The following is a 22,466-nucleotide window of genomic DNA, read 5'->3' as shown; positions in this document are numbered from 1 at the left end:
CCTCCCGCCGGACCGGTCCGTCCGGTTCCAGGTCGATCATGATCGGGATCCCGTGCTCCCGCAGCTCCAAGCTCCGGCCCTGCTGCAGGGGCCCCCCGCGCGTCCGCGAGCGGTGGGGGCAGCAGGGTCCTCCCTCAGGTGTCCCGGCGCTCCAGCAGGTCGTTGGCGACGACGGCGGCCACGCCCAGCGTCTTGTAGCCGACCTCCTCGAACAGGACGACGACCCGGTCGTCCTCGACCCGCATGACGACCCCCGGCCCCCACTCGGCGTGCTGCACCGGTGTCTGCGCCGGGAACGGGGTGTCCGCGTCCGCCGCGCCCGGCTGCTGCCGGGACAGCCCGGCCGAGCAGTTGTCGCAGTTCCCGCACGGCTGCGCGAGCTGCTCGCCGAAGTAGCCGAGCAGGAACTGCCGCCGGCACTCGGTCGTCTCGGCGTAGCCGCGCATCATCTCCACCCGGCTCTGGTCGACCTGCTCGTGGTGCTCGGCCAGCTCACGGGCGGCCGCGGCCGCCTCGGCCGGGCTCGGCGCGCCGTCGGCGGCGTGGACGGCGCCCTCCTCGTCGAGGACCACCGCCGAGACCTGCTCGAGCAGGTTGAGGTCGCGGGCGAGCGGGGTGGCGGCCCGCCCGGTCTCCTCGCGCAGCTGCCGGACGTCGACGCCGTCGTCCAGGCCCGCGGCCTCGGCGGCGCTCACGAGGCCGGCAACCTGCTGGAGCTCCTCCTCGGCGGGGACGCCGGCGGCGAAGAAGCGGCGCAGGCCGAGGTCCTCCTGCCGGTAGACGAGCACGGCCAGCGCCGGTTCGCCGTCACGGCCGGCGCGGCCGATCTCCTGGTAGTAGCTGTCCACGGAGTCGGCCGGCTCGGCGTGGACGACGAACCGGGTGTCGGGCTTGTCGATCCCCATGCCGAAGGCGGTCGTGGCGACGACGACGTCCAGCCCGTCGTCCATGAAGGCCTGCTGGGTCTCCTCGCGCTCGGCCTTGCGCAGGCCCGCGTGGTACGCCCGGGCCCGCAGCCCGCGGTCGGTCAGCTCGGCCGCGAGCTCCTCGGTGCCCTTCCGGGTCGCGCTGTAGACGATCCCCGGCACGTGGCCCTCGCCGATCTGGGCCAGCACCCGGTCGAGTACCGCCTTCTGCTTGCCGTGCGCGTCGGCGTGCTGCTCGACCTCCAGCCGGATCTCCGGCCGGTCGAAGCCGGCGACCACGACGACGGGTTCGCGCATCGCCAGCCGCTCGACGATCTCGGCACGGACCGGCGGGGCGGCGGTGGCGGTGAGGGCGAGCACGGTCGGGTGCCCCAGCTGCTCGACCACGGCGCCCAGCCGCAGGTAGTCGGGGCGGAAGTCGTGGCCCCACGCCGACACGCAGTGCGCCTCGTCGACGACGAACAGCGCCGGGCGCGCGGCGGCGATCGCGTCCACGACCTCGGGCTTGGCCAGCTGCTCGGGGGCCAGGAACAGGTAGCGGACCGTTCCGTCCGCCAGGCCCTCGAGTGCGGCCCGCTGGTCCGCGGCCGAGAGGGCGGAGTTGAGCTGGGCCGCCTCGCCGTCGAGCCCGTCGAGGTCGTCGAGCCGGTCGACCTGGTCGCGCTGCAGGGCGATGAGCGGGGAGACGACGAGCACCGGCCCGTCGGTCAGCTGCCCGGCGACCTGGTAGACGGCGGACTTGCCGGCGCCCGACGGCAACACCGCGAGCGTGTCCCGCCCGCCGACGACCGACTGCATCGCCTCCTCCTGGCCGGGCCGGAAGTCCTCGAAGCCGAGCAGGTCCCTGGCGACCTCGCGGAGGCGGCGGGTACGGACGGAGGCGGACGCCCCGGCGGGGCTGGTCTTCGCGGCGCGGGGCACCGGCACCCACTCCCCGGGCCGGGAGGCCCCCAAACCGCCGCACCACGATCGGGACTCTCGGCGCCGCAAGTCCGGAAGCTCCCGCACTCGCGGAGACCGGTCGCTTGCCGCTTCCGCGTCTGCGGACCTATGGTGCCGCCCGTGTCCGCTTCCTACCGCATCGCCGAGGCCGCTGCGCTGCTCGGCGTGAGCGACGACACCGTGCGCCGCTGGATCGACTCCGGCCGGCTGCCGGCGCGCCGGGACGGCGGCGGGCCCGCGCACGTGGCCGGCGCCGACCTCGCCCGGGTGGCCACGCAGCTGCACGAGCCGCCCGAGCCGGGGACGACCCGCGGCTCCTCCGCCCGCAACCGGCTCACCGGCCTGGTCACCCGGGTCGTGCGGGACACCGTGATGGCCCAGGTGGAGATCCAGGCCGGGCCGTTCCGGGTGGTGTCGCTGATGTCGCGCGAGGCCGCCGACGAGCTGGGGCTGGACGTCGGCGTCCGGGCGGTGGCGACCGTCAAGGCCACCCAGGTCAGCGTGGACGTGCCGTGACCCGGCGCCTGGCCGGCCCCGTCCTCGCCGTCCTGCTGTTCTGCCTCGCCGGGTGCACCGCCGCCTCCGGCACCGACGGAGCCGACGCCGCGCCCGGGGCCGCGGAGGGCGCGCCGGCGGAGGCGGGGGACCCGGGGCTCACCGGGACGCTCACCGTCTTCGCGGCCGCCTCGCTCACCGACGTCTTCACCGACCTCGGGCAGCGGCTGGAGGAGGAGAACCCGCAGCTCACCGTCCGGTTCAGCTTCGCGGGCAGCTCCGCGCTGGCCACCCAGCTGCTGCAGGGGGCCCCGGCCGACGTCTTCGCCTCCGCGGACGAGGCGCAGATGGCCCGGGCCGAGGACGCCGGGCTGGTGACCGACCCCGAGGTGTTCGCCGAGAACCCCCTGATGCTCGCCGTCCCGCCCGAGGACCCGGCCGGGGTCGCCCCGCCCGAGGAATCGGGGGGCATCCCCGGGCTGGCCGAGCTGATCCGGGAGGACCTCACCCTCGCCGTCTGCGCGCCGGAGGTGCCGTGCGGGGCGGCCGCGGCGGAGGTGCTGGAGTCCGCGGGCCTCACCGACGTGCCCGACACCTACGAGGACGACGTGCGGGCGGTGCTCACCAAGGTGCAGCTGGGTGAGGTCGACGCCGGGCTGGTCTACCTCTCCGACGTGCACGCGGCGACCGACACGGTCCTGGCCTACGCCTTCACCGAGGCCGCGCGCGCCGTCAACCGCTATCCGGTCGCGGTCGTCGAGGACGCCGCCAACCCGGCCGCCGCCCGGGCCTTCGCCGACCTGGTGCTCTCCGACGAGGGCCGGACGGCGCTGGCGGACGCCGGGTTCCTCGAACCGTGAGTGCCCGCCGGGAGGGCGCCGGCGTCCCGGTGCCGCTGATGGTCCCGGCCGCGCTCGGGGTGGTCTTCCTCGTCCTGCCCGTCGTCGGCCTGCTCGTCTCCACGCCGTGGGCGCAGCTGGGGCCGCGGCTGGCCGAGCCCGGGGTGGGCGAGGCGCTGCGGCTGTCGGTGGTGTCGGCGACCCTGGCCACGGCGGTGTCCCTGGTGCTCGGCGTCCCGCTGGCCTGGGTGCTGGCCCGGTCCCGGCTGCGCGGGCGGTCGGTGCTGCGGGCCCTCGTGACCGTGCCCCTGGTGCTGCCCCCCGTCGTGGGCGGCGTGGCGCTGTTCCTCGTCCTGGGCCGGCAGGGGCTGGTCGGGCAGTGGCTGGACGCGGCGTTCGGGCTGACCATCCCGTTCACCACCACCGCCGTCGTCATCGCCGAGACGTTCGTGGCGATGCCGTTCCTGGTCATCAGCGTCGAGGGGGCGCTGCGCGCCGCCGACGCCCGCTTCGAGGACGCCGCGGCCACCCTGGGCGCCGACCGCTGGACGACGTTCCGCCGGGTCACCCTCCCCCTCGTCGCCCCCGGCATCGCCGCCGGGGCGGTGCTGTGCTGGGCCCGCGCCCTGGGCGAGTTCGGCGCCACCATCACCTTCGCCGGCAACTTCCCGGGCACGACGCAGACCATGCCGCTGGCCGTGTACCTGGCGCTGCAGCGGGACCCGGACGCCGCGATCGTGCTGTCGCTGGTGCTGCTGGCCGTCTCGCTGGCCACGCTGCTCCTGCTCCGGGACCGGTGGCTGGGCCGGGTGTGAGCCTCTCCGCGCAGGTGGCCGTCCGGCGGGGCGCCCTGGACCTCGCCGTCGACCTCGAGGTGGCCGACGGCGAGGTGCTCGCCGTCCTCGGGCCCAACGGCGCGGGCAAGTCGACGCTCCTCCGGGTGCTGGCCGGCCTGCTGCCGCCCGACGGTGGCCGGGTGGTGGTGGACGGCGCCGAGGTGTGGGACGACGTCGCGGCCGAGGTGCGCGTCCCCGCGCACGCCCGGCACCTCGGCATGGTGTTCCAGGACCACCTGCTGTTCCCGCACCTGTCGGTCACCGAGAACGTCGCCTTCGGGCTGCGCACCCGCGGTGTGCGCCGGGCCGACGCGCGGGCCGCGGCCGGGGAGTGGCTGGAACGGGTGGGCATCGCCGAGCTGGGCGACCGGCGGCCCGGCCGGCTCTCCGGCGGCCAGGCGCAGCGGGCGGCGCTGGCCCGCGCGCTGGTCGGCGACCCCGCGCTGCTGCTGCTCGACGAGCCGCTGTCCGCGCTCGACGCCCGCACCCGGCTGACCGTCCGGGCCGAGCTGCGCCACCACCTGGCGGGCTACGCCGGCAGCACCGTGCTCGTCACCCACGACCCGGTGGACGCGATGGCGCTGGCCGACCGCGTCGTGGTGGTCGAGGACGGCCGGGTGGTCCAGGCGGGGACGCCCGCCGACGTCAGCCGGCACCCGCGGACGGACTACGTCGCGCGGCTGGTCGGCCTGGCCCTCCTGCCGGGCACCGCCGCGGGCAGCACCGTCCGGCTGGACGGCGGGGGCACGGTCGCGGTGGCCGAGGAGAGCACGGGGCCGGTGTTCGTCGCCGTCCGACCGGAATCCGTGGCGCTCTGGCTCAGCCGTCCCGACGGGAGCCCGCGCAACGTCTGGCCGGCCCGGCTGGTGTCGGCCACGCCGCACGGGTCGACGGTGCGCTGCGAGCTCGACGGCGAGGTGCCGGTGCTGGCCGACGTCACCGCGACCGCGTTCGCCGAGCTCGGCCTGGCTCCCGGAGCGGCGGTGTGGGCGACGGTGAAGGCCTCCGAGGTCGCCGTCTACGCCCGCTGAGCGGCTCCGACCGGCCTGCGTGGCCACGAAGGCCGCTTTGGGAGGGTGGGGGCATGACGTCGGTCGCCGGGCTGGTCCTCGCCGCGGGGGGCGGCCGCCGCTACGGGATGCCCAAGGCGCTGGTCGAGTACGAGGGCAGCCTCCTGGTCGAGCGGGCGGTCCGGACGGCGGCGGCGGTGTGCGACCCGGTGCTCGTCGTCCTCGGCGCGCGGGCGGTCGACGTCTGGCGGACGGCGGACCTCGACGGCGCGACCGTGCTCGCCAACCGCGACTGGGAGACCGGCATGGCCTCCTCCCTGCGGACCGGGCTGGACGGGCTGCGTGGCTGGCCGGGGGTCGTCGACGCCGCACTCGTGCAGCTGGTCGACATGCCCGGGATGACGCCGGCGGCGCTGGCACGGATGGCCGAGCACGCGGCGCCGGACGCGCTGGCGGTGGCGACCTACGACGGCGTGCGCGGCCATCCGGTGCTGCTGGGTCGCGAGCACTGGGCCGGGGTGGTGGCCACCGCCACCGGCGACGAGGGGGCCCGCCGGTACCTGGCCGGGCGCGCGGTCACGGAGGTCGACTGCACCGGGCTGGCCGATCCGGCCGACCTCGACGTGCCACCGGGCGGGGTACCTTCGGCGCCGTGATCGCCCGGGTAGTCGATGCGCCGCTGTCGGTCGCCGAGCACGAGGAGGCCGTGGCCGACAAGGCCGCCGGCGCCGTGGTCTCCTTCGCCGGGGTGGTCCGAGACCACGACGGCGGCCGGTCGGTGACCGAGCTCGAGTACGTCGGCCACCCGAGCGCCCAGGACGTGCTGGTGGAGCTGGCCGCGGAGTTCGCCGCCCGCCCCGACGTGCACGCCGTCGCCGTCTCCCACCGGGTGGGCATGCTCGGCATCGGCGACGTGGCGCTGGCCTGCGCGGTCAGCTCCTCGCACCGCGGCCAGGCCTTCGCCGCCTGCGCCGAACTCGTCGACGAGGTGAAGCATCGGCTGCCGATCTGGAAGCGTCAGCTGTTCACCGACGGCGAGGAGGAGTGGGTGGCCTGCCCCTGAACGTCAGCCGCCGGCCGCGGGCACGAGCGCGGGCGGATCGGGCGGTTCCAGGCCGGCGGCCATGAGGGTGCTGAGCATCCGTGCCACCAGCTCGACCAGGGGCAGGTCGCGGGCGGCGCTGCGGGGCCGGGCCCGGTAGGCCACCCCGCAGAGCGTGCCGAACAGCTCGCCGCGGGCGGTGACCAGCGGGACCCCGATGTAGGCCGCCACGCCGGCGCCCGGGCCGGTCGCCCTCGCCGCGTACGCCGGGACGGCGGCCGTCACCGTCGCCGCCCGCGGCCCCTCACCGGCGATCATCTGCCGGCAGAAGCTGTCCGCCCACGGCAGCCAGGTGCCCGGGCGAACGAGGTCGGCGGGATGGGCCTGGAGGACGATCTGCCGGTCGTCCTGCACCCGGGTCACCGACCACACGTCCCAGCCGAGCCGGCCGTGCAGGAACTCCAGGGCGCCGCCGGTCGCGGCCGTGAAGTCGCGCCAGGGGGCCATGTCGGCGATCCCTGCCTGGACCGTGCCGTGCGTCGTGCCGAGTCCGCTGATGATGCAGTCCCCCTCCGTGCTCAGGAGCCGGTGGGCGGGTGCTCGCCGCCGGGTGCCGGGCGCTCGCCGTCCGCCCGGCGATCGGCGGCCTCCTCCTCGGCCTCGGCCTCGAGGCGCCGCGCCTCGCCGTCGAGCTGGGCGGCGGCGTCGCCGTGCGCCTCGCCGTAGACCTCCTCGGCCCGGCCGAGCAGTTCCTCGGCCTTCGCCTTCGCCTTGCCCCAGATGCTCACGGGACCATCCTCCCGGATCGGCGCCCTCCAGATCGACTCCTCGATCGGCTGGTCCCTGCCCGACCGGGGCGCCTCAACGGTGCACCGAGTCGCGGATCTCGCCGACCAGCTCCTCGAGGATGTCCTCCAACGCGACCACGCCCAGCACCCCGCCGTCCTCGATGACGGCCGCGAACTGGGCGCCGTCGGCCTGCATGGTCTGCAGGGTGGAGCGCAGGTCGCCGCCGGCCGGGACGCGCGGCAGGGGCCGGGTGATGTCGGCGACCCGGACGTCGGGGTCGCCGTCGACGTCGAGCACGTCCTTGACGTGCACGTAGCCGGTGAACTCCCCGCCGGAGACCACGGGGAAGCGGGAGAAGCCGGTGGCCGCAGCCGCGCGCTCGACCGCGAGCGTGGAGTCCGCGGGGGCCACCGTGGTCAGCGCCGCCCGCGGGATGAGCACCGAGCCGAGGGTGCGCTCCTCGAGCATCAGCGCGCCGGTCAGCAGGTCGTGCTCCCGCTTGTCGAGCAGACCGCCGGCGCGGGACTGGTCGAGCAGTCCGGCCACCTCGTCGCGGGTGAAGGAGCTGGTGACCTCGTCCTTGGGCTCCACCCGCAGCAGCCGCAGCACCCCGTTGGCCAGGGCGTTGAGGGCGAGGATCACCGGCTTGAGCACGGTGACCACCGCGGAGAGCGGGGGAGCCAGCATCAGCGCGGCGCGATCGGGACCGGCCAGCGCCAGGTTCTTCGGCACCATCTCGCCGATCACCACGTGCAGCGCCACGACGAGCGTGAGCGCGATGACGAACGAGATGGGGTGCACGAGCCCCTCGGGCACCTGGACGGCGTCGAACACCGGCTCCAGCAGGTGCGCGACGGCGGGCTCGCCGATGGCCCCGAGGCCCAGCGAGCACACGGTGATGCCCAGCTGGGCGCCGGCCATCATCAGCGACACCCGCTCCATCGCGGCCAGCGTGGTGCGGGCCCGGCGTGACCCGGCCTCGGCCAGCGGCTCGATGGAGGACCGGCGCGCGGAGATCAGCGCGAACTCCGCGCCCACGAAGAAGGCGTTGGCCAGCAGCAGGACGACGGCGACGACGACGCCCACCCAGTCGCTCACGAGGGCTCCCCGTCGTCGGACCCGTCGCCGGCCGGGATCGCCCCGATCCGGGCCCGGTCGACGCGGGTGCCGTCGAGGCTCTCCACCTCGACCCACACGCCGCCCGGGTGCCCCTCGGCCTCGCCGGCCAGTTCCGGTGGCAGCTGGCGCAGGGCGGTCACCCGGTCGCCGGGCTCGGGGATGCGGCCGAGGTGGTGCAGCACCAGGCCGCCGATCGTCTCGTAGTGCCGGTCGGAGGGGACGGTCAGCCCGGTCACCGCGCTGACCTCGTCGGGGCGCAGCAGGCCCGAGACCGACCAGGTGCCGTCGCCGCGGCCGACGACCTCCTGCTCGATCTGCTCGTCGTGCTCGTCGGAGACCGCGCCGACCAGCTCCTCGACGAGGTCCTCGACCGTGACGACGCCGTCGGTCCCGCCGTACTCGTCGACGACGACCGCCATCTGCAGCCCGCCGCGCCGCAGGTCGACCAGGAGGTCGTCGAGCTGGCGGGACGTCGGGACGAACAGCGCCGCGATCATCACCTGCTCGACGGAGACGGTGGACCGCTGGTCCCGTTCGACGGCGAGGGCGTGTTTCACGTGGACCATCCCGACCACGTCGTCGGCGCCCGAGCCGGCCACCACGGGGAACCGGGAGTGACCGGACTCGCGGGCGGCGGTGAGGACGGCGGCCACGGGCGCGTCCACCGGCACGGTCGTCATGCGGATGCGCGGCGTGGCCACGTCGCTGGCCCGCAGTTCCCCGAAGGCCAGCCCGCGCTCGAGCAGCGCGGCGGTGCCGGCCGGCAGCGTGCCCACCGTGCCCGAGCGGCGCACCAGGGACGTCAGCTCCTCGGGGGACCGGGCCGAGGCCAGCTCCTCCTGCGGTTCGACGCCGAACACGCGGCGCAGGATCGCGTTGGCCCAGCCGTTGAGGAGCCGGATGACCAGCGACGTCGCCCGGGTGAAACCGCGCTGGAAGCCCGACACCCGCTTGGCCACGGCCAGCGGCGCGGAGATGGCCAGGTTCTTCGGCACCAGCTCCCCGAACACCATGGTCAAGACGGTGGCGAGGACCAGGGCGAGGGTGATCGAGACCGACCGGGCGGCCGCCCCGGACAGGCCCAGCGAGGCCAGTGGCCCCTGGAGCAGGGCGGCGATCGAGGGCTCGGCGACGAAGCCGATGGCCAGGTTGGTGACGGTGATGCCGAGCTGGGCGCCGGAGAGCTGGGTGGACAGCGTCCGCATCGCGGCCAGGACGCCGTCGGCCCCGCGCTCACCGGACTCGGCCTCCCGCTCCACCGTGGCGCGGTCGACGGTGACCAGGGAGAACTCGAAGGCGACGAAACCGGCGCAGGCGACGATGAGCAGGACCCCGACGAGGACGAGCAACCACTCGATCATCGGGCGGAGGAGGGGTCAGGGTGCGGACAACTGTGAGGCAACGAGCTCACGGGGGGACGATCAACCTCCGGCGAACGGGGGCAGCACGTCGACGACCGCCCCGGGTTCCAGCACCAACGCCCGGTTGCGTGTCTGCGTTCCGTCGACGAGGAACGAGCAGGCGGTGAGCACCCGCGCGAGGCGCTCGCCGTGCGCGTCGACGAGCTGGCCGACGAGCTCGTCGAGCGTGCCCGCCGCGCGGGTCTCGGTGTCGACCCCCGCGGCCGCGCGGGCCCCGGCGAAGTAGCGCACCGTGACCGGCGTCGCGCTCATGGTGCTCAGCCGCCGATGGCCGACATCGGCCGGGTGGGCTGCAGGAAGCTCGGGTCGTCGATGCCGTGGCCGGGCAGCTTGGCCAGCGTGGCGATCCGCCAGCGGTCGGCGAGTTCGGCGTCGGTGGCGCCCTCGCGCATCGCCGTCCGCAGGTCGGACTCCTCGCGGGCGAACAGGCAGTTGCGGATCTGCCCGTCGGCGGTGAGCCGGGTGCGGTCGCAGGTGCCGCAGAACGACCGGGTCACCGACGCGATGACGCCGACGGTCGCGGGGCCGCCGTCCACCAGCCAGCGCTCGGCCGGTGCGGAGCCGCGCTCCTCGGTGTCGGGGGTGAGCGTGTGCGCCGCCGACAGCCGCTCGAGGATGTCCTCCGCCGTCACCATCCGGCCGCGGGTCCAGGCGTGGTGGGCGTCGAGCGGCATCTGCTCGATGAACCGGAGCTGGTAGTCGTGCTCGAGGCAGAAGTCGAGCAGCGGGACGGCGTCGACGTCGTTGATGCCGTGCAGGAGGACGGCGTTCACCTTGACCGGCGTCAGCCCGGCGCGCTGGGCGGCCGCCAGACCGGCCAGGACGTCGTCGAGCCGGTCCCGGTGGGTGAGCTGCTTGAACCGGGCGCGGTCGATCGTGTCGAGGCTGACGTTGATCCGGTCCAGGCCGGCCTCGGCCAGCGCGGGGGCGACCCGGGCGAGACCGATGGCGTTGGTGGTCAGGCTGACCTCGGGGCGTGGCCGCAGCGCCGTCGCCGCCTGCACGATGCCCACCAGGCCGGGCCGCAGCAACGGCTCACCTCCGGTGAAGCGGACCTCGCGGATGCCGAGCTCCTCGACCCCGATGCGCACCAGACGGGCGATCTCCTCGTCGGTCAGCACCTCGACCTTGGGCAGCCAGTCCAGCCCCTCGGGGGGCATGCAGTACGTGCAGCGCAGGTTGCAGCGGTCGGTCAGCGACACCCGCAGGTCGGTGGCCACCCGGCCGTGTCGGTCCACCAGGCCGCCCGTGCCGGGGGCGTCGTCGGCCGGGCGCACCCAGGGCTCGGGCAGCGGGCTCGTCGAGGTCACGTCTCGAATGTAGTGGCGGGAGGCGACGTCGCGCCGCCCCCGGACGTGCGACGGGGGCGACCGGAGACCCGGCCGCCCCCGTCGGGGGAGTGCTGCGTCAGCCGATCGGGGTCGGCGACACCGGCTCCGGCGGCACCGGGACCGAGCCGCGGATCTGGTTGCGTGCCTGGCAGTCGCTGGTGCAGTTGGTGGCGCCGGCGGACAGCTCGATCGCGTCCTCGCCGAGCACGCCGCCCATCCGGCCACCGGAGGCGACCGACCAGCGGGTGGTCGTCCCGTCCTGGTACAGCTTCGTGGCGACCTGCGGGCTGTCCTTGCCCAGCAGCATCTGGTGGGTCGCGTCGCCGCTGACGCCGTTGCCGAAGTTCACCTTCCCGGTGAACTCGTTGACGAAGTAGAAGACGCCCGGGGCGAGGGTGTGCACGTACTCGACCGCGCCGCCGAACTCCTGCTCCATCTGGAAGATGCCTCCCTGCGGGGCGTCCTTGGCCTGCACCTTGAACTTGCCGCCGGCGGTGGCGAACTCGGCGACGAGGACGCCGTCGCGCAGCCGCAGCTCGCTGATCCGGACGCGGCCCAGCTGGGCGGCGGTCAGCTGGGGCACCTTCGAGGCGAACACGACGGTCGGGGTGGTGACCATCCGCTGCGGATCGGCCGCGCCGGTCAGCGTGTAGTCGTAGACGCCCATGGTGGCCGGGTCGATCGTGAAGGTCACGTGCCGCCCGCGGACGGCGATGGGAGCGGTGGGCGTGACGTCGCGGAGGCGGGCCTCCCGGCCGGACGCGGGATCGGTCACGCGGCCGTTGACGGTCACCGCGAAGTCGCCGGCCGAGACCGCGCCCCCGCCGGCGCCACCCCCACCGTCGTCCGAGGCGCCGACGTCGTCGCCGCCCTTGGCGGACGCGATGCCGGGGACGAGCAGGACGGCGAGGGCCAGGAGGAGGGCCAGCAGGAGGCGCAGGCCGCCGGAGCGGTGCGAGGTGGGCGTGGGCACGGGGCTCCTTCACGTAGTGTGCACCGCGTGTGCGGGCGCTCACACAGAGTGCATGAAGGTTCATGGATCTCGGGATAGCGACACGCGCTCGTGGCCGGGTGCGGAATGCGGCGGCGCGCTCCGGTGTCGCGTTGCTACGGTCGGGGAGCCACCCGAGAGACCGGCGGGGATCCCCGCACTCGCCTGTGGCCAGGAAGCGCGAGAGTCCCGTGTCGCCCCGCACCGTCTTCAGCCCGTACGCCCGCCTGTTCACCGTGCCGGGCTCCGTCTCCTTCTCCCTGGCCGGCTGGGTGGGCCGGCTCCCGGCCCCCATGCTCGGCCTCGGCGCCGTGCTGCTCGTGGAGGGGGAGACCGGCAGCTACGGCCTGGCCGGCGCCGTCTCCGGCACCCTCGCGCTGAGCTACGGGGTGGCCGGGCCCCAGTGGGCGCGCGCCATGGACCGGCGCGGCCAGGGCGTGGTGCTGCGCCTCGCCATGGCCGCCTTCGGGCTCGCCGGCGTCGCCTTCGTGGCCTCCGTGGTGGCCGGCGGCCCGCGGTGGAGCTGGTTCCTGCTGGCCGCGGCGGCCGGTGCCACCGGCCCGAACATCGGCTCGCTGGTCCGGGCGCGGTGGTCGGCCGTGCTCGACCCGGCCGGCCGGCAGACGGCCTTCGCCTTCGAGGCGGTGGCCGACGAGGTGGTCTTCGTCCTGGGTCCGCCCCTGGTGACCCTGCTGGCGACGCTGATCGCCCCGCCCGTCGGCTTCCTCGCCGGGGTCGCCTTCGGGGTGGTCGGCGGGTTGTGGCTGGCCGGGCAGCGGGCCACCGAGCCTCCCCCGCACCCGGTGGACCGCCACGCCCGGGTCCGTCGGGCGTCGGTCCTCACGCCCACCCTGCTGGTGGTCCTGGTGACCTACCTGGCGGTGGGCACCGTGTTCGGGGCCATCGACGTCGTCGTGGTCGGCTTCGCCGAGGCCGAGGGTGTGCCGGCGCTGTCCGGGCTCGCGCTGGCGGTCTTCGCCTTTGGCAGCCTCGTCGCCGGGCTGGCCTACGGCCTCGCCCGGCTGCCCGGGAGCCTCGCCAGCCGGTTCGTCGGGACGGCGGTCGCCTTCGGCCTCGCCGCCCAGCTGCTGTGGAGCGTGGGCTCCCTGCCGGTGCTCGTCGTGTGCGGCTTCCTGGCCGGGCTCACCATCGCCCCGGTGCTGGTCTCCGGGACGTCGCTGGTGGAGTCGCGCGTCGGGCCCGGCGTGCTGACCGAGTCGCTGGCCTGGACGATCACGGGCCTCACCCTCGGCGTCACGGCGGGCTCGGCGCTGGCCGGCGCGGCCGTGGACGCCTGGGGGGCCGAGGCGGCGTTCGCCGTCCCGGCCGCGGCGGCGGCGCTGGCCGCGGTGGTCGCGCTCGCCGGGGCGCCGTTGCTGCGCCGTCCGGCGGTGCCACGTCCGCAGGCCGGAACCGATCGGGTTGAGCACCGGACGGCCGGGTAGCCGTCGAGGCGGCAGGCCGTGCGCAACCTGATCGCGCACGGCGCCCATCCGCATCGAGAGGAGCACCCGTGGCATCCGTGCCCACGATCACGCTCAACAACGGCGTCGAGATCCCCCAGCTCGGCTTCGGCGTCTACCAGGTCCCGCCGCAGGACACCGCCGACGCGGTGAGCACCGCGCTCGAGGTCGGCTACCGGCACATCGACACCGCCGAGATGTACGGCAACGAGAAGGGCGTCGGCGAGGCCGTGGCGCGCTCGGGCATCGACCGCTCCGAGGTGTTCGTCACCAGCAAGCTCAACAACGGCTTCCACCGCCGGGACGACGCCCTCCGGGCGTTCGACCAGAGCCTGGCCGACCTCGGCTTCGAGTACCTGGACCTGTTCCTCATCCACTGGCCGCTGCCGGGCATCGACGTGGACTACGTCGAGACCTGGAAGGCGCTGGAGGAGATCTACGCCGGTGGCCGGGTCAAGGCGATCGGGGTCTCCAACTTCCAGGCCCACCACCTGCGCCGGCTGTTCGCCGAGACGGAGGTGCGGCCGGCGGTGAACCAGATCGAGGTGCACCCCTACCTCGCCCAGGACGAGCTCCGGGCCTTCGACGCCGACCACGAGATCGTCACCGAGGCGTGGTCCCCGATCGCGCAGGGGAAGGTCCTCGACGACCCCGCCATCGCCGCGATCGGCGAGCGGCTCGGTCGCACGCCGGCGCAGGTGGTCCTCCGCTGGCACGTCCAGCGTGGCGACGTCGTCTTCCCGAAGTCCTCGTCCCGGGAGCGCATGCAGGAGAACTTCGCCCTGTTCGACTTCGAGCTCGACACCGGCGACATGGCCACGCTGACCGGCCTGGACCGGGCGCAGCGCACCGGCCCCGACCCCGACACGTTCAACTACATCCCCGGCTGACGTACCCGCGGGCGGGGTGCCGGCCAGTCCGCCGGCACCCCCGCCCAGCGGATCGGGCGACGGAGCCTGGCGCAGGTGGACCTGGCCGTCACCGCCGGGGAGCTGGTCGCGGTGATGGGCCCCTCGGGGTCGGGCGAGTCCACGCTGCTGCAGATCGCCGGCGGGCTGGACGCACCGACCACCGGGCAGGTCCTCGTGGAGGGCCGCGACCTGGCCGAGCTGTCGGCCGCGCAGGTGGCGGCGGTCCGGCGGCGCAGCGCTCACCGACGCCCGCCCCGACTTCGCCACGCTCGCCGCGCTCGGTGCGGCACCGCGGACCCGGCGGGTGGTGGCGATGGCGTCGGCCGCGGTCGTCGCCGGCGTCGGGGCCGGTCTGGGCCTGCTCGTCGGTCTCGTGCCGGGCATCGCGGTGGCCCATCCGCTGACCCGGGGCACCGGCGCGCCGGTCGTCGACATCCCGTGGCTGGTGCTGGGCACCGTGGCGGTCGGTGTCCCCCTGCTGGCGGTGGTGCTCACCGGCCTGTTCGTGCGGTCCCGGCTGCCGATGGTCCCCCGCCTGCCGTGACCGGCCTGGCGCCGTCGGCGGGCTCCGGCCGGCGGACGGGCCTGGTCCAGGCCGCGCGGACCAGGGCCAGGACCGTGTCCCCGTCCAGGCCCGCCGCGCGCGCCTGCTCGACGAGGGCCGCCGCGGCCCGCCGGACCCCGTCGTCGGACACCGTGGGCCGCGCCGGGCCGTCGGCCACCACCGTCCCGGTGCGCCGCCGGCTGGTGACCAGACCGGCGGCCTCGAGCTCGGCGTAGGCGCGGCCCACCGTGCCGGTGGCCACGCCCAGGTCGGCGGCGAGGGCTCGCATGGTCGGCAGCCGGTCGCCCGCCCGGAGCGAGCCGTCGGCCACGTAGGCCGCGACCTGGGCCCGGATCTGCTCGTACGGCGGCGTCGGCGCCTTGACGTCGACGGCGATGTCCAGGGGCACGGTGGTCACCCCGCGGGGACGGCCGGCGCGTCGACCGGCACGGCCGGTGCCCGGACGGCGGTGAGCAGCAGCCCGGCCAGGAGCGCCGTCCCGCCGGCGACCGCCGCCACCACGCCGCCGGCCGCGGTGGTCCCGGACCCCGTGGTCGACGCGACGCTCCACGCCGCGTTGCCGCCGACGGCGAGGAGGCCGCCGGCCACGACCAGGGCGGTCGCCGTCGCACCGCGCAGCACGCGGTGCACCGACGCGCGCCGCAGGGCCGACTCGGCCCGCGCGTCCTCGGTGGCCACCGCGGGCCGGTTGGCGACCACCCACAGGGCGGCCACGACGGCCGCCGCGAGCACCAGCAGCCCCAGCACGGCAGGGCGGCCGTAGAGGAGGCCGGGGAAGGGGCTCGCCGTGGCCTCGATCGGCCCGGCGGCCACCGTGTAGCTGCGCCCGTCCGGATCGGCCAGCCCCGCGCCGACGCCCACCGTGAGGACGACGAGGCCGGTCGCCCCGACCGCCAGGCGCAGCAGCCAGCGCGGTGCCGCGTCGAGCAGTCCGCGGCGGACCAGGCGGGCCCGCCGCACCGGCCCCTCCGGCCGCGGCCAGGTCAGCTCCGCTGCGCCCAGGACCAGGGTGTGCACGACCCCGAAGGCGATGGGCACCAGCAGCGCGGTGACACCGAGGCTGCCGGCCGAGGGGTCGCCCAGCCGGGTCGTGCCCACCGCGAGCGCGGCGGCCAGGCCGCAGCCGACGGCGGCGGCCGACCCCAGCCCGGCGTGCCGGCGGGCGGCGGTGACCGTGGCCTCCGGGCTGGGCGGTGGGCGGCGGCCCAGGCCCACGGCGACGGCTGCTGCGGCGAGCAGCACCAGTGCGATCAGGGAGACGAGCAGGCTCATGGCGGCGTCCCGTCGGTGTCCGATTGACTCAAGCGATTGAGACAATGACGCCCGACGCCGGCCGGCGCAAGAGCCGGCGCCGATCAGTCCGTCGTGACGAAGTCGATGAGCTCCTCGACGCGTCCGATCAGCGCCGGTTCCAGGTCGGTCCACGTCCGCACCCGGGCGAGGATCCGCTGGGCCCAGACGTATCCGGAGTCGTCCTCCCAGCCCAGCCGGCGACAGACGCCGGTCTTCCAGTCCTCGCCCTTCGGCACGGTCGGCCAGGCCTGGATGCCGACGACGGAGGGCTTGACCGCCTGCCAGATGTCGATGAACGGGTGCCCGACGACGAGCGCGTGCGCACCGGTCACCCGAGCGGCGATCCGGGTCTCCTTGGAGCCGGTGACCAGGTGGTCGACGAGCACGCCCAGCCGCCGTCCGGACGACGGCCGGAAGTCCCGGACGATCCCGGGCAGGTCGTCGACGCCGTGCAGCGGCTCGACGACGACGCCCTCGATGCGCAGGTCGTGGCCCCAGACCTTCTCGACCAGCTCGGCGTCGTGCTTGCCCTCGACGTAGATGCGGCCCTCGCGGGCCACCCGGGCTCGCGCGCCGACGACGTAGGTCGACCCCGAGGCGCTGCGCTGCGGACCGGACGGCGCGTTCTGCCGGGGCCGCACCAGGCGGACCGGGCGGCCGTCGACCCAGAAGCCGGGGCCGAGCGGATAGGCCCGGACGCGGCCGAAGCGGTCCTCGAGGTGGACGACGTCCTTCTCGCAGCGCACCACGGCGCCGACGAACCCGCTGCTGGGGTCCTCGACGACGACGTCCCTCAGGGCCTCGACCTCCGGGGTCGGCCTCTTCTGGGTGCGTGGGTGGACGAGGTCGTCATAGGGCGAACGCGGAGGCACGTCCTCCAGGATGGGCGGGACGCCCGCCCGTCGGTGCGACGACGCGCCGGTGCCCGGCGCCGGGCGACACGCCCGGACGCAACAGGCTGACGCAGAGTCACCGGCCGCCGAGGCGGCATACGACCAAGGTCGTACGCCCCGGACTCGCCCCTGACCAGCCCCGATGGGTTGCGGAACCGGCGCCGACGGCCGATCCCGCCAGCCGGCGGGCGGTCGTTCGGGCGTGTCGGATCGCGATGATCCGTTTTCACCGTCGGAGAGCGGTCACCCACGGACCTGACCGTTCCACCAGTGCTCAGATGGGAGCGACAACGACGATGATCGGCACCGACACCATCAGCCGTGTGATCGGCAAGGACGTGTACGACCAGAGCGGCGAGAAGATCGGCTCCGCCTCGGAGGTCTACCTGGACGACGAGACCGGCCAGCCGGAGTGGGTGACCGTGCGCACGGGCCTGTTCGGCACCAAGGAGTCCTTCGTCCCGATCCGCGACGCCGACCTCACCGACGACGGCCTGCGCGTACCCGTCAGCAAGGCGGCGGTGAAGGACGCTCCCAAGGTCGACACCGACGGGCACCTGTCGCCGCAGGAGGAGCAGGAGCTCTACCGGTACTACGACATGCAGGTCGGCTCGGGCCAGACCGACACCACGACCGGACGCACCGGCACCGAGTCCACCACCGGGCTGGCGAGCGGCACCGAGTCCACCACCGGGATGGCGACCACCGGCATGACCACCGGGACCGCCGGCCGGCACGACGTCGACGCCCCCGGCACCGTGGGCCGGGACACCTCGGGCCCCACGACGGACAACGCGATGACCCGCTCGGAGGAGCGGCTCACCGTCGGGACCCGCTCCGAGGAGGTCGGCCGCGCGCGGCTGCGCAAGTACGTCGTCACCGAGAACGTGAGCGAGACCGTGCCGGTCTCCCGCGAGGAGGTCCGGGTCGAGCGCGAGCCGATCACCGACGCCAACATCGGCAACGCCCTCGACGGTCCCGCGATCTCCGAGGAGGAGCACGAGGTGACCCTCCACGCCGAGCGCCCGGTCGTGGAGAAGGAAGCCGTCCCGGTCGAGCGCGTCCGCCTGGACACGCAGACCGTGACCGAGCAGCAGACGGTCACCGACGAGGTCCGCAAGGAGCAGATCGAGGTCGACGGCGACCAGGGCACCACCGGCCGGGGCACCGACCGGCGCGTGTGATCCCCCGCCCCGACGGGGCGGGCACAGACGGCGGTGGCCGGCCGAGGAGTTCCTCCCGGCCGGCCATCTGCCGTCCGGGCCTGCTCCGCCCGGCGGGCGCCGGCGCGCTGGTGGGATGCTCGGCGACGTGAGCGAGACGACGGTGCAGGCGGTTGCCACCCCGGACGGCGGGTTCGCCGGCCCCGACGAGCTGGCGGCCGCTCTGCAGGGGACCGGCTACCTCCCGGACGAGGGCCTGGCCACCGCCGCCTACCTCGCCCTGGCGATGCACCGCCCGCTGTTCCTGGAAGGCGAGGCCGGCGTCGGCAAGACCGCGCTCGCGCAGGCGCTGGCCGAGGTCACCGGGCGGCCGTTGTACCGGCTGCAGTGCTACGAGGGCCTGGAGGCCAGCCAGGCGCTCTACGACTGGGACTTCGGCCGTCAGCTGCTGCACCTGCGGGCCGCCGAGGCCGCGCACGCCACCGCCGACACGGAGACCCTCGAGGCCTCCCTCTACGACCGCCGGTTCCTGCTGGCCCGCCCCCTCCTGCAGGCCCTCGAGGACTCCCCGAGCGTGCTGCTGGTCGACGAGGTCGACCGGGCCGACGACGAGTTCGAGGCGTTCCTGCTCGAGGTGCTCAGCGACTTCACCATCTCGATCCCCGAGCTCGGCACCATCCGCGCCGTCACGCCGCCGCTGGTCATCCTCACCTCCAACCGCACCCGCGAGGTGCACGACGCCCTCAAGCGGCGCTGCCTGTACCACTGGCTGGAGCACCCGGACTTCGACCGCGAGGTGGCCATCCTGCGCCGGCGGCTGCCCGAGGTGACCGAGCAGCTGGCGCGCGAGGTGGCCCGGGCGACGGCGAAGCTGCGCACGCTCGACCTGCTCAAGCCCCCCGGAGTGGCCGAGGCGATGGACTGGGCGACCGCCCTGCACACCCTCGGCGCCCGCGACCTCGACCCCGACGTGGCGGCCCGGACGCTCGGGGCGGTCCTCAAGTACCGCGAGGACACCGACCGCGTGCACGCGCTGGCCCGTGGGGCGCTCTTCGGTGGCAACTGACGTCAGCACCGTGCGGCGCGACGTCGTCGACACGGTGCTGGGCTTCGCGCGCACCCTGCGGCACGCCGGGGTGACCGCCTCGCCCGACCGGGTCGAGGCGATGCTGGCCGCCGTCGGGGCGCTCGACGTCCTCGACGCCACCGCCGTCTACTGGGCCGGCCGGCTCACCCTCTGCGCCGGACCGGACGACCTGGAGCGCTACGACGCCGCCTTCGCCGCGTACTTCGGCGGCGAGGCCCCCCGGGCGGCGCGCCCGGCCGCGCAGCCCGACCGGCAGCTGGCCACCTCGGCTGCGCTGGAGGCCGGCGCGGGCACGACCGAGGACGCCGACCAGCCGCCCGACGTCGCCGGGATCGCCAGCGCCGACGAGGTGCTCCGCCACCGCGACGTCGCCGAGATGTCCCTGGCCGAGCGCGACCACCTGCGCCGGCTGTTCGCGCTGCTGGTGCCCACCGCGCCCATGCGCCCGTCCCGGCGCCGGAGGCCCAGTGCGCACGGTGCCGTGCACGCCTCCCGCACCGTGCGCAACGCCCTGCACGACGGCGGGGAGGTCACCCGGCTGCTGCACCGCCGGGCCCGGCCCCGCCCGCGCCGGGTGGTGCTGCTGGTCGACGTCTCGGGCTCGATGAGCCCCTACTCCGACGCGCTGCTGCGCTTCGCGCACGCCGCGGTGCGCGCCCACCCGTACGCCACCGAGGTGTTCACCGTCGGCACGCGGCTGACCCGGGTCACCCGCGAGTTGCGGCTGCGCGACCCGGACAAGGCGCTGGCCGCCAGCGGCGGGGCGATCCCGGATTGGTCGGGCGGCACCCGGCTGGGCGAGGTGCTCAAGGCCTTCCTGGACCGCTGGGGCCAGCGGGGCATGGCGCGCGGTGCGGTGGTCGTGGTCTGCAGCGACGGCTGGGAGCGCGGTGGCACCGAGGTGCTCGCCGAGCAGATGGCCCGCCTGCACCGGCTGGCGCACGCGGTGGTGTGGGTCAACCCGCACAAGGGCCGCGAGGGCTACGAGCCGCTCACCGGCGGCATGCAGGCCGCGCTGCCGTCGGTCGACGCCTTCGTCGCCGGGCACAGCATGGCCGCGTTCGAGGAACTCGCGGGAGTGATCTCCGGTGCGTGAGGTGTTGAGCGGGGTGGATCAGCCGGGAGCACCCGGACGGATCCACTCCGGTGTGGGGAGGAGCGGCGATGCGTGACGTGCTCGAGGACCTGGTCGGCTGGTGGCAGGCGGGCGAGACCGTCGGCGTGGGGACGGTGGTCGCCACCTGGCGCTCGGCGCCGCGCCCGGCCGGCGCGTCCATGCTGGTCGGCCCGGACGGCACCGCGGTCGGCAGCGTCTCCGGCGGATGCGTCGAGGGCGCGGTGTACGAGGAGGCCAAGGACGTCGTCGAGAGCGGCGTCCCGACCCTGGAGCGGTACGGGGTCAGCGACGACGACGCGTTCGCCGTCGGGCTGACCTGCGGCGGCATCCTGGACGTGTTCGTCGAGCGGGTCTCCCGCGAGTCGTTCCCCGAGCTCGGCGAGATCGCCGAGTCGGTCGCGGCGCACGAGCCGGTCGCCGTCGTCACCTGCGTCGCCGGCCCGGACGACCGGGTGGGCCGACGCCTGGTCATCTGGCCCGACCGCAGCTCCGGCACGCTGGGCCTGCAGCGGCTGGACGACGCCGTCGCCGCCGACGCGCGCGGCATGCTGGCGGCCGGCCGCACCGGGATGCTGCACGTCGGGCACGACGGTGAGCGGCGCGGCGACGACCTGTCCCTGTTCGTGAACTCCTTCGCCCCGGCGGCGCGGATGGTCGTCTTCGGCGCCATCGACTTCGCCGCCGCCGTCGCCCGCGTGGGGGCGTTCCTCGGTTACCGGGTCACCGTCTGCGACGCCCGCCCGGTCTTCGCCACCCCGAAACGGTTCCCCGACGCCCACGAGGTCGTCGTCGAGTGGCCGCACCGGTACCTGCAGGCCGAGGTGGACGCGGGCCGGATCGACGAGCGCACCGTGCTGTGCGTCCTCACCCACGACCCCAAGTTCGACGTCCCGCTGCTGGAGGTCGCGCTGCGCATCCCGGTGGCCTACGTCGGAGCGATGGGCTCCCGGCGCACGCACGAGGAGCGGCTGGCCCGGCTGGAGGAGGCGGGCCTGGCCAAGGAGGAGCTGGCCCGGCTGTCCTCACCGATCGGGCTGGACCTCGGCGCCCGCACCCCGGAGGAGACGGCGGTGTCGATCGCCGCGGAGATCATCGCCGGGCGCTGGGGCGGCTCCGGGGAGCGGCTGACCGGCATCGAGGGGCCGATCCACAAGACCGCCGACCGCTGAGAGGACCCCTGCCCCGGCACGGGCGGCGGGCTCGCAGAGGGGCGCTCGGCTCCCCGGTATCGCTGATCTGCGATATCGTTTCCGGTATGCCGCCGTCGCCGCGCCGCAGCCGGTTCCCGGGTCTCGAGGCCCTGGCCGACCAGCGCCGCGGACTGATCGAGGAGCTGGTGCAGGTGCGCCGGCAGAGCGACCTGAGCCAGACGGAGGTCGCCGCGCGGATGGGGACGTCGCAGTCCGCCGTCGCCCGGCTGGAGAGCGGCGACCTCGACGCCCGGCTGTCCACGCTGGAGCGCTACGCGGCCGCCCTGGGCCGCACCGTCGACTGGCAGGTCCGACCGTCCGAGGAGCCGTCATGACCCGAGCCACCTGGCCCCCCACGCCGCCCGTGCCCGATCCGCCGTTCCCCCCGGGGACGCCGGAGTGGCCGCGCACGCCCTGGCAGCCGGGGCCCCGGACCGCCCCTCCCGGCAGCGCGTCGGCGACGGCGTCCTTCGTGGTGGGGGGTGGGGACTGGCTCGCCGAGCGACTGCTCGACCAGCGGGTCGTCACGCTCTCCGGCGACCTGGACGCCGACGCGGTGAACCGGGCCGTGGCCGAGCTGGCGTTGCTGGACGCCACCGGGGACGAACCGGTCCGGCTCCGCCTCTCGGGCGCGGGTGCGGACCTCGACGGCGCCCTGACCCTGGTCGACGCCCTCGACCTGGTCGGCGCACCGGTGCACGCCACGTCGCTGGGCGCGCTCACCGGCCCGGCGATCGCCGTCCTGGCGGTCGCCGACCGGCGGCAGGCAGGGGCGCACGCGACCTTCCGGCTGTGCGAGCCGCGGGCTCCACGGCTCCTGCCCGGCCAGGAGCCCGACGCCCGGGCCGCCGAGCACGCCCGCGGCCTGGCCCGCCTGCAGGAGCGGCTGGCCGAGGCCTGCGGGCGGTCGGCGGACGACGTCGCCGCGGACATGCGGGCCGGGACGCTGCTCGACACGGTGGAGGCCCGGGCCTACGGGCTGCTCGACGACTAGGCGCCCGCCCGCGTCCCACCCCGAGCGTGCGAGGGGTGCGGAGGACGGG

At 75.4% G+C, this 22,466-nt stretch carries 25 protein-coding genes and 3 pseudogenes; 17 read left to right on the top strand and 11 right to left on the bottom strand.

What is annotated here, in order from left to right:
• Positions 1–134: 134 nt before the first annotated feature.
• On the bottom strand, positions 135–1,853 hold the full coding sequence (locus tag GCU56_RS17475; protein ID WP_163483005.1) for a RecQ family ATP-dependent DNA helicase: 1,719 nt from the start codon (positions 1,851–1,853) through the stop codon (positions 135–137).
• Between the two features lie 135 nt (positions 1,854–1,988).
• Here GCU56_RS17475 and GCU56_RS17470 point away from each other — a divergent pair, with 135 nt between their 5' ends.
• The 7 genes and pseudogenes from GCU56_RS17470 to GCU56_RS17445 all read left to right on the top strand — a co-directional run bounded on the left by GCU56_RS17470 (position 1,989) and on the right by GCU56_RS17445 (position 6,111).
• Positions 1,989–2,384 carry a TOBE domain-containing protein gene (locus GCU56_RS17470; RefSeq protein WP_163483004.1) on the top strand — a complete coding sequence of 132 codons (396 nt, stop codon included), beginning with the start codon at positions 1,989–1,991 and terminating at the stop codon, positions 2,382–2,384.
• Positions 2,381–3,223, top strand: a complete 843-nt coding sequence (gene modA, locus GCU56_RS17465) for a molybdate ABC transporter substrate-binding protein (RefSeq protein WP_345771908.1) — start codon at positions 2,381–2,383, stop codon at positions 3,221–3,223. The genes GCU56_RS17470 and modA overlap by 4 nt, the downstream gene beginning before the upstream one ends.
• Positions 3,220–4,017 carry a molybdate ABC transporter permease subunit gene (gene modB, locus GCU56_RS17460; RefSeq protein WP_345771907.1) on the top strand — a complete coding sequence of 266 codons (798 nt, stop codon included), beginning with the start codon at positions 3,220–3,222 and terminating at the stop codon, positions 4,015–4,017. The genes modA and modB overlap by 4 nt, the downstream gene beginning before the upstream one ends.
• A pseudogene (locus tag GCU56_RS25875) lies at positions 3,993–4,493 on the top strand (ATP-binding cassette domain-containing protein); the annotation flags it as partial. The gene modB and the pseudogene GCU56_RS25875, both read left to right, overlap by 25 nt.
• A gap of 120 nt (positions 4,494–4,613) precedes the next feature.
• Positions 4,614–5,069 (top strand): TOBE domain-containing protein, encoded by a 456-nt coding sequence (locus GCU56_RS25870; protein ID WP_440588749.1) that lies wholly within the window; start codon positions 4,614–4,616, stop codon positions 5,067–5,069.
• A gap of 53 nt (positions 5,070–5,122) precedes the next feature.
• Positions 5,123–5,704, top strand: a complete 582-nt coding sequence (locus tag GCU56_RS17450; protein ID WP_163483002.1) for a nucleotidyltransferase family protein — start codon at positions 5,123–5,125, stop codon at positions 5,702–5,704.
• Positions 5,701–6,111: a molybdenum cofactor biosynthesis protein MoaE gene (locus GCU56_RS17445; protein WP_163483001.1), complete on the top strand. Its 411-nt coding sequence runs from the start codon at positions 5,701–5,703 to the stop codon at positions 6,109–6,111. Before GCU56_RS17450 ends, GCU56_RS17445 begins: the two co-directional genes overlap by 4 nt.
• A 3-nt stretch (positions 6,112–6,114) precedes the next feature.
• Here GCU56_RS17445 and GCU56_RS17440 read toward each other — a convergent pair whose 3' ends face one another.
• The 7 genes from GCU56_RS17440 to GCU56_RS17410 all read right to left on the bottom strand — a co-directional run bounded on the left by GCU56_RS17440 (position 6,115) and on the right by GCU56_RS17410 (position 11,723).
• Entirely contained in the window at positions 6,115–6,597 is a 483-nt protein-coding gene (locus GCU56_RS17440) for a GAF domain-containing protein (RefSeq protein ID WP_163483000.1), read from the bottom strand.
• Between the two features lie 71 nt (positions 6,598–6,668).
• A complete protein-coding gene (locus tag GCU56_RS17435; protein ID WP_163482999.1) occupies positions 6,669–6,878 on the bottom strand; it encodes a hypothetical protein in 210 nt (69 codons plus the stop codon).
• A gap of 73 nt (positions 6,879–6,951) precedes the next feature.
• Positions 6,952–7,977, bottom strand: a complete 1,026-nt coding sequence (locus tag GCU56_RS17430; RefSeq protein ID WP_163482998.1) for a CNNM domain-containing protein — start codon at positions 7,975–7,977, stop codon at positions 6,952–6,954.
• A complete protein-coding gene (locus GCU56_RS17425) occupies positions 7,974–9,359 on the bottom strand; it encodes a hemolysin family protein (RefSeq protein WP_163482997.1) in 1,386 nt (461 codons plus the stop codon). Before GCU56_RS17425 ends, GCU56_RS17430 begins: the two co-directional genes overlap by 4 nt.
• Before the next feature lie 60 nt (positions 9,360–9,419).
• The gene (locus tag GCU56_RS17420) at positions 9,420–9,671 is read right to left on the bottom strand and encodes a MoaD/ThiS family protein (protein ID WP_163482996.1); all 252 of its coding nucleotides are present in this window, start codon (positions 9,669–9,671) and stop codon (positions 9,420–9,422) included.
• Positions 9,672–9,676: 5 nt separating this feature from the next.
• Positions 9,677–10,729 (bottom strand): GTP 3',8-cyclase MoaA, encoded by a 1,053-nt coding sequence (moaA, locus tag GCU56_RS17415; RefSeq protein ID WP_345771906.1) that lies wholly within the window; start codon positions 10,727–10,729, stop codon positions 9,677–9,679.
• A 97-nt stretch (positions 10,730–10,826) separates the two neighbouring features.
• Positions 10,827–11,723, bottom strand: a complete 897-nt coding sequence (locus GCU56_RS17410; RefSeq protein WP_163482995.1) for a hypothetical protein — start codon at positions 11,721–11,723, stop codon at positions 10,827–10,829.
• Positions 11,724–11,932: 209 nt separating this feature from the next.
• Between GCU56_RS17410 and GCU56_RS17405 the strand changes: the two genes are divergently transcribed.
• From GCU56_RS17405 to GCU56_RS17390, 4 genes and pseudogenes are all read left to right on the top strand, one after another.
• A complete protein-coding gene (locus GCU56_RS17405) occupies positions 11,933–13,186 on the top strand; it encodes an MFS transporter (RefSeq protein ID WP_163482994.1) in 1,254 nt (417 codons plus the stop codon).
• A gap of 68 nt (positions 13,187–13,254) precedes the next feature.
• Positions 13,255–14,094, top strand: coding sequence for an aldo/keto reductase (locus GCU56_RS17400; RefSeq protein WP_163482993.1), 840 nt, complete (start codon positions 13,255–13,257; stop codon positions 14,092–14,094).
• A gap of 75 nt (positions 14,095–14,169) precedes the next feature.
• Positions 14,170–14,319 (top strand): annotated as a pseudogene (locus tag GCU56_RS25515) (ATP-binding cassette domain-containing protein); the annotation flags it as partial.
• Positions 14,320–14,413: 94 nt separating this feature from the next.
• Positions 14,414–14,659, top strand: a pseudogene (locus GCU56_RS17390) (hypothetical protein); the annotation flags it as partial.
• On the opposite strand, the gene GCU56_RS17385 reads toward GCU56_RS17390, so the two are convergent.
• The 3 genes from GCU56_RS17385 to GCU56_RS17375 all read right to left on the bottom strand — a co-directional run bounded on the left by GCU56_RS17385 (position 14,607) and on the right by GCU56_RS17375 (position 16,845).
• Positions 14,607–15,068, bottom strand: a complete 462-nt coding sequence (locus GCU56_RS17385) for a GntR family transcriptional regulator (RefSeq protein ID WP_163482991.1) — start codon at positions 15,066–15,068, stop codon at positions 14,607–14,609. The pseudogene GCU56_RS17390 and the gene GCU56_RS17385 sit on opposite strands and share 53 nt — an antisense overlap.
• 5 nt (positions 15,069–15,073) lie before the next feature.
• Positions 15,074–15,952, bottom strand: a complete 879-nt coding sequence (locus tag GCU56_RS17380) for a hypothetical protein (protein WP_163482990.1) — start codon at positions 15,950–15,952, stop codon at positions 15,074–15,076.
• Between the two features lie 83 nt (positions 15,953–16,035).
• Complete coding sequence (locus GCU56_RS17375; RefSeq protein WP_163482989.1) at positions 16,036–16,845, bottom strand: DUF3097 family protein; 810 nt, start codon at positions 16,843–16,845, stop codon at positions 16,036–16,038.
• Positions 16,846–17,162: 317 nt separating this feature from the next.
• Between GCU56_RS17375 and GCU56_RS17370 the strand changes: the two genes are divergently transcribed.
• From GCU56_RS17370 to GCU56_RS17345, 6 genes are all read left to right on the top strand, one after another.
• The gene (locus GCU56_RS17370) at positions 17,163–18,050 is read left to right on the top strand and encodes a DUF2382 domain-containing protein (RefSeq protein ID WP_163483065.1); all 888 of its coding nucleotides are present in this window, start codon (positions 17,163–17,165) and stop codon (positions 18,048–18,050) included.
• Between the two features lie 127 nt (positions 18,051–18,177).
• A complete protein-coding gene (locus GCU56_RS17365; RefSeq protein WP_163482988.1) occupies positions 18,178–19,095 on the top strand; it encodes an AAA family ATPase in 918 nt (305 codons plus the stop codon).
• The gene (locus GCU56_RS17360) at positions 19,085–20,212 is read left to right on the top strand and encodes a vWA domain-containing protein (RefSeq protein WP_345771905.1); all 1,128 of its coding nucleotides are present in this window, start codon (positions 19,085–19,087) and stop codon (positions 20,210–20,212) included. Before GCU56_RS17365 ends, GCU56_RS17360 begins: the two co-directional genes overlap by 11 nt.
• Positions 20,213–20,280: 68 nt before the next feature.
• Positions 20,281–21,402 carry an XdhC family protein gene (locus tag GCU56_RS17355; RefSeq protein ID WP_163482987.1) on the top strand — a complete coding sequence of 374 codons (1,122 nt, stop codon included), beginning with the start codon at positions 20,281–20,283 and terminating at the stop codon, positions 21,400–21,402.
• 86 nt (positions 21,403–21,488) lie between these two features.
• The gene (locus tag GCU56_RS17350) at positions 21,489–21,758 is read left to right on the top strand and encodes a helix-turn-helix domain-containing protein (RefSeq protein ID WP_163482986.1); all 270 of its coding nucleotides are present in this window, start codon (positions 21,489–21,491) and stop codon (positions 21,756–21,758) included.
• Positions 21,755–22,417, top strand: a complete 663-nt coding sequence (locus GCU56_RS17345) for a ClpP family protease (protein ID WP_163482985.1) — start codon at positions 21,755–21,757, stop codon at positions 22,415–22,417. The genes GCU56_RS17350 and GCU56_RS17345 overlap by 4 nt, the downstream gene beginning before the upstream one ends.
• The last annotated feature ends 49 nt before the right edge of the window (positions 22,418–22,466 follow it).

This window comes from Geodermatophilus sabuli (assembly GCF_010686765.1).
GTDB lineage: Bacteria > Actinomycetota > Actinomycetes > Mycobacteriales > Geodermatophilaceae > Geodermatophilus > Geodermatophilus sabuli_A.
This window is presented reverse-complemented; position numbering and strand designations above follow the sequence as displayed.

Coding starts and splice junctions, on each gene's coding strand:
- GCU56_RS25870 (WP_440588749.1), top strand. CDS start 4,614: ATGGCGCTGGCCGACCGCGTCGTGGTGGTCGAGGACGGCCGGGTGGTC.
- GCU56_RS17450 (WP_163483002.1), top strand. CDS start 5,123: ATGACGTCGGTCGCCGGGCTGGTCCTCGCCGCGGGGGGCGGCCGCCGC.
- GCU56_RS17440 (WP_163483000.1), bottom strand. CDS start 6,597: ATGGCCCCCTGGCGCGACTTCACGGCCGCGACCGGCGGCGCCCTGGAG.
- GCU56_RS17425 (WP_163482997.1), bottom strand. CDS start 9,359: ATGATCGAGTGGTTGCTCGTCCTCGTCGGGGTCCTGCTCATCGTCGCC.
- GCU56_RS17420 (WP_163482996.1), bottom strand. CDS start 9,671: ATGAGCGCGACGCCGGTCACGGTGCGCTACTTCGCCGGGGCCCGCGCG.
- GCU56_RS17380 (WP_163482990.1), bottom strand. CDS start 15,952: ATGAGCCTGCTCGTCTCCCTGATCGCACTGGTGCTGCTCGCCGCAGCA.
- GCU56_RS17370 (WP_163483065.1), top strand. CDS start 17,163: ATGATCGGCACCGACACCATCAGCCGTGTGATCGGCAAGGACGTGTAC.
- GCU56_RS17355 (WP_163482987.1), top strand. CDS start 20,281: ATGCGTGACGTGCTCGAGGACCTGGTCGGCTGGTGGCAGGCGGGCGAG.
- GCU56_RS17350 (WP_163482986.1), top strand. CDS start 21,489: ATGCCGCCGTCGCCGCGCCGCAGCCGGTTCCCGGGTCTCGAGGCCCTG.
- GCU56_RS17345 (WP_163482985.1), top strand. CDS start 21,755: ATGACCCGAGCCACCTGGCCCCCCACGCCGCCCGTGCCCGATCCGCCG.